This window comes from Methanospirillum sp. (assembly GCF_028679455.1).
Taxonomy (GTDB): domain Archaea; phylum Halobacteriota; class Methanomicrobia; order Methanomicrobiales; family Methanospirillaceae; genus Methanospirillum.
Map to the genome: position 1 here is coordinate 1 of NZ_JAJRBM010000435.1, position 4,811 is coordinate 4,811.

5 protein-coding genes are annotated in these 4,811 nt (G+C 42.8%); 4 read left to right on the forward strand and 1 reads right to left on the reverse strand.

The window, feature by feature from the left end:
* The 3 genes from LUQ50_RS14985 to LUQ50_RS14995 all read left to right on the forward strand — a co-directional run.
* Positions 1–1,172: transporter substrate-binding domain-containing protein (locus tag LUQ50_RS14985; RefSeq protein WP_300041072.1), on the forward strand; the 1,172-nt coding region annotated here is incomplete at its 5' end.
* Between the two features lie 350 nt (positions 1,173–1,522).
* Positions 1,523–1,951: a hypothetical protein gene (locus LUQ50_RS14990; protein WP_300041074.1), complete on the forward strand. Its 429-nt coding sequence runs from the start codon at positions 1,523–1,525 to the stop codon at positions 1,949–1,951.
* 185 nt (positions 1,952–2,136) lie between these two features.
* A complete protein-coding gene (locus LUQ50_RS14995; protein ID WP_300041076.1) occupies positions 2,137–3,141 on the forward strand; it encodes a phosphatase PAP2 family protein in 1,005 nt (334 codons plus the stop codon).
* A 133-nt stretch (positions 3,142–3,274) separates the two neighbouring features.
* Here LUQ50_RS14995 and LUQ50_RS15000 read toward each other — a convergent pair whose 3' ends face one another.
* Complete coding sequence (locus LUQ50_RS15000) at positions 3,275–3,925, reverse strand: DUF1847 domain-containing protein (RefSeq protein ID WP_300041078.1); 651 nt, start codon at positions 3,923–3,925, stop codon at positions 3,275–3,277.
* Positions 3,926–4,084: 159 nt separating this feature from the next.
* Between LUQ50_RS15000 and LUQ50_RS15005 the strand changes: the two genes are divergently transcribed.
* Positions 4,085–4,375 (forward strand): helix-turn-helix domain-containing protein, encoded by a 291-nt coding sequence (locus tag LUQ50_RS15005; protein WP_300041080.1) that lies wholly within the window; start codon positions 4,085–4,087, stop codon positions 4,373–4,375.
* The last annotated feature ends 436 nt before the right edge of the window (positions 4,376–4,811 follow it).

Below are 4,811 nucleotides of genomic sequence, written 5' to 3' on the forward strand. Positions count from 1 at the left end.
ATGGAGGAATGAGTGAGTTAGACCAGATTGTATCTTCCTGGATGCTTGGAGACGGTCTTTCTCATGCGCAGTATCTCACTGAAGGATATTACCCATACACATTCATAGAGAATGGAACTCCGAAGGGAATATCAATAGATATTCTTCGATATATTGCTTCAGTCTATGGCACCCGGATTCCAGACGAACACTTCACCTTTGGGACCTGGGAGGATGTATACAAGAAAACCATGACACAAAATGGAACTGCTCTTGCAATCCTTGCCAGATCTCCGGAACGTGAAGATCTGTTCAGATGGGCAGGTCCGGTAGATCAGACGCCGGTTGTCATATTTGCTCTCCGTGACTCTGCTGACAGGTTCAGAAACGTAAGTCCGTCAGAGATGAAGATTGCAACCATTACCGAAGACATTGCTGCAACCACTCTCGTGAATGCCGGTGGAAAGGACATTGTCTACTCAAGCGACCCCGAAGAACAGATTAGGATGCTCGAGAATGGTTCTGTTGATGGCTGGGCATATGCATTACTCCCGGGTCGTCAGCTGATAAGCCAGTATGCTTCAAATGCATCTGCAATCATTCCGGTACAGACCCTGAAGAAATATAACTTTTATATCGCATTTAATCGCAATACATCCCCCCAGATTATCAATTCACTTCAGGACACCATGGATCTGCTCAAGTCTGAAAAGGATACATCCGGAGTCAGTATGTACGACCAGATCCTGTACCGATATGTCCAACCGGCCTTTTCAGACTCAAATATAACAGTTCAGGAAGTCGAAGATCTGGTTAACCAGACCGCTACCGACCTCGCCCGTGATGCTCCGGGAACGATACAGCGTATCAATGCAGGCCAGCCGCCATATAAAAGTGCAGAAAAGCCTGACCTCTATGTCTTTGTCTATGATCCCGATGTGAACATGATTGCCCACGCTGATAACGCCAGAATGATCGGGCTTAACTATCATAATAAAGTGGATGTTGCCGGTGTACCATTCAGGGACCAGCTTGTTCAGGGAGCCTTTACAAACGGAACCGAATGGGTGGATTATATCTATAGCAGTCCTGCTGAATCCGGTTTGTTCTGGAAGACTACCAGAAGCCAGCTTGCAACGGGTAGCGACGATAAGGAGTATATCGTCTGTGCAGGGATGTACAAAAAACAATAAATGAACCAAAAAAGTGAATATTAATTATTAATCAGATATTATCTATATTTCCAATCTATGATGAGAAATGAGGCGATCTAATAATGGACTATTCGTTACGTTCTATCCGATATAACATTCCTACCAAGAAACAACAAGTAATCGGACAATATTTTATACTCGTTACAGGTCTGTTTTTGATCCTGGGTATTGGTTTGACTCCCGCGGTCGCGGATAACAATCAAACAATAACGATGAATCCCATCGGAAATCATACCAGTGGTGAACCGATAACGATCACGGGTACGTCTACCATTTATACATGTGATACAATTGGGATAGAAATCTTCCCTAAAAGTTTCTGGGATTCGGTGTGTTCCTATGCAAAAGAGGATATATCCGGAAAGGTAGTCTTCAATCTGATTCCATCTTCTTCAGAAAATTTTGATCCTTCCGGAATGAACCTTATCCGGTTTAATGCTGATGGAACTCACTCATCACAGACTATGGATGCTCCACAGAATCACATCCTCATAACCGGACCTGTAGAGAAGACCGTACTAACATTAAAGCACTGGAGTTTACCGATAGCAAAGAATGATAACAGAACACCGCTGAGCCCCGGAATCTATCATGTGAATATCTGGGATGCAACAAACCAGAAACCGGATTATGATAATCCAATGCCAAACGGATGGGATATATGTAACCAGAAGATCTACCCAAGCACCGGCCGGATAAACCTTTGGGATGCAGCGAACCAGAAAGAAATGTACTATGCTGAGTTTGTTATCCGGTAATTCGCAAAGATGATAGTTCGACCATACTCATCATAAGGCCCCCTTTCCCTCATTATGTATGTTTTAGTAGGACCGTGCCGGTGTAGTACCCTCCGACCTTTAGATATAAACCGGTGGTTTAAACAGGAAAATTTCTCATAAATATAAAACCGAAAGTTCATCATCTCTCAAATCAATTTTCCTTCATGGTTCTTGACCTTCTGATGGATCCCGGGATCATTGCTTCTGTTCAGAATTTCTCTCCAGGTCTGACCTCTTTTTTTGTAGAGGGAGAATTTCTTGATACTATGCCCTGGTACCTTCTTGTATTTTCTATCGTCACCTTCGGACTTCACCCCCGGTACGGAATGAGGCTTGCAACGCTATTTGGCATCAATGCCGGCCTTAACGAGGCAATTAAATTAGCATTCCACCTCCCACGGCCATACTGGGTTTTTGCTGCCGTTGAAGCCGCATCCGCACATTCTTCATTTGGGTTTCCTTCAGGAGCTGCCCAGTACGGAGCGGTCATATATGGATATATCGTGGTGATCATCAGGCGGTTCTGGGTCGTGCTGCTCTGTATTATTCTGCTCCTTATCACCAGTATAGTCAGGATCTTTTCAGGGATCCATTTTTTTCTGGACACCATTGGCGGATGGATCATCGGTTTTCTCCTCCTGGCAGTTTTTTTGTTTCTCGTATCAAAAGTTGAAGCGTACGCTGCCCGGTTGTCACGACCGACACGGCTTGTGTTCTGCCTCCTTGTAGCTACGATTCCGCTGGTCCTTGTGATCCCTGCCTACATCTCACTTGGCGAATGGCAACTCCCTGGTCCCTGGCTTGAACTCGCAAAATTGCAGTCCGGAAAAGCTATTCATCCCGATATCATCCAGTTCTCCGTAGGAGCTTCAGGAATTATCCTTGGCAGCCTCCTCGGCTATGAGTTCCTCTTATCCCGGGGTGGCTGGAACCCTTCCACCATTATAAAAATACGTGCAGGAGTTTTGATGATAGGTACGGCCTCAGTTCTGCTTGTAAATGCCATACTCCAGATCGGGTTGAAAGAAATTGGAGTCACAGCCATGAGCCCACAGATTGAAACGTTCCTTCGTATGACTCTTGTATTGTTCTGGCTCATCGGGTGCGTTCCGGTGCTTGCAGAAAAAGCCGGACATTCGCATATCACATCGAATAACAAAAATAACTGAAAAATTATTCTATATCGGTGAAAAAAAACGGGATTCTTCTACTCAACCATCCTTCATCCCCGATTACCCTTCGGATTTATCGCGGGATCCCGGCACCGTATCCTATAATTATATCGATATTCCATACACCAATTCAATCTGTTCTTCTGATGAATCTATCATTATAAAACAGGTTCTGGCTTAAATACAAAGCGGCAACCGGATTGTGTCCAAGAGCTCGGTCTTTGACAATAAGCGGTGTTGTTTCAGCGGTGCAATGACGCAGGAACAGGATATCATGCCCTACACAAAGTCCTACCATGAGATTGAGTTCTGTCTTTTCCCGGTTGAGCACTTCAGCCTGCATAATGGGATTGCAGAATATATTCCCTGGCATACCCATATCCTGTGGATTCATTTCACCACAGAGACATGACACGGAGGCTACTTCAAATCCGTTATTTTCCAGAATATCAGAGAGTAATCTTGATTCATGCATTAATGCATAACACGTGGCAATGCCCAGCCTGCTCATTCCCCGTATTGTTGCATACTCCATAATTTCGTCTACTCTTGTCCATGACAGTTTTTCTCTCGGTTTTTTAGGATCCAGAACTTTGCTTATCAACCCAAACCAACCCTGAATTACGGCCTGGTTCTCAGGGAGCAGATATTTTTCTTTCGTTTCTTCGATTAAATCAGGATACTTCTCCGTAGGACAGGAAGCAGGTACAATCTGATTCTTTTCTGTATGGCCACATCGAAGAACGTTACATCTTACGCATTGCGGACAATAATTCTCCATTGATTGACTCCCTTCATGACAAAAAATACATTGTCCCTATAATTATTTATTCAGTGTAGGTAGAAAATTATAATATTGTTATTAAAAAATAACTATTGTGAGAATATGCCTAAAACAAAAATTAAATCTAAATGTGTTGTTGATTTATTTATAGAGATAATGGGGAACAAATGGAAAATTCTCATTATCTGGAATCTCAAAAATCATACCCTACGGTTCTCAGATCTACAAAAAAAGATGCATGGGGTGAATTCAAATACTCTCACCAGTCATCTCCGGGAACTTGAGACCCGAAAGATTATATCACGGGTTGTATTTCCTGAAGTGCCTCCCCGCGTAGAATATTCCCTTACTGAATATGGGAACGCTCTTTTCCCGGTATTTGACGAAATCAGGATATGGGGGATACATTATCTGGAATGTGAAGGAATGGAGATGAAAATCTGTTAGTAGATCTCGCTTCTTATATTTGAGTAATTCTTCCGGTTACCGTATTCGAGCATAAAAAGATGAAAATCAAGAGATACTCACGATATCAATCAATGATACTGATTCTATCTACTGGTAGTTCATCTACTTCACCCTCGATTCCTGATATTAATCTCTACAACTGTAATCCTGAATAAAGAGATTCGATCCCGGGTCAGAGGCGATATTAATTCACTATTAATTTTCTAACAAAGGTATCTCTTCCCGGTATGCTTCCAGTTCCGGCGTTGTCACCTAAGTTTGCCACTTTGACTTCAGACACTCAATGAGATCATTCACTATCGTGATCAAATTTTTCCAGAATTTCATCGGGAAATGGTATTTGACAGTTGAAGATTTTCTCCTCAAAACTTCATGTAATCACCCAATTATGGTACAAAATCATCGTGTTTATGGG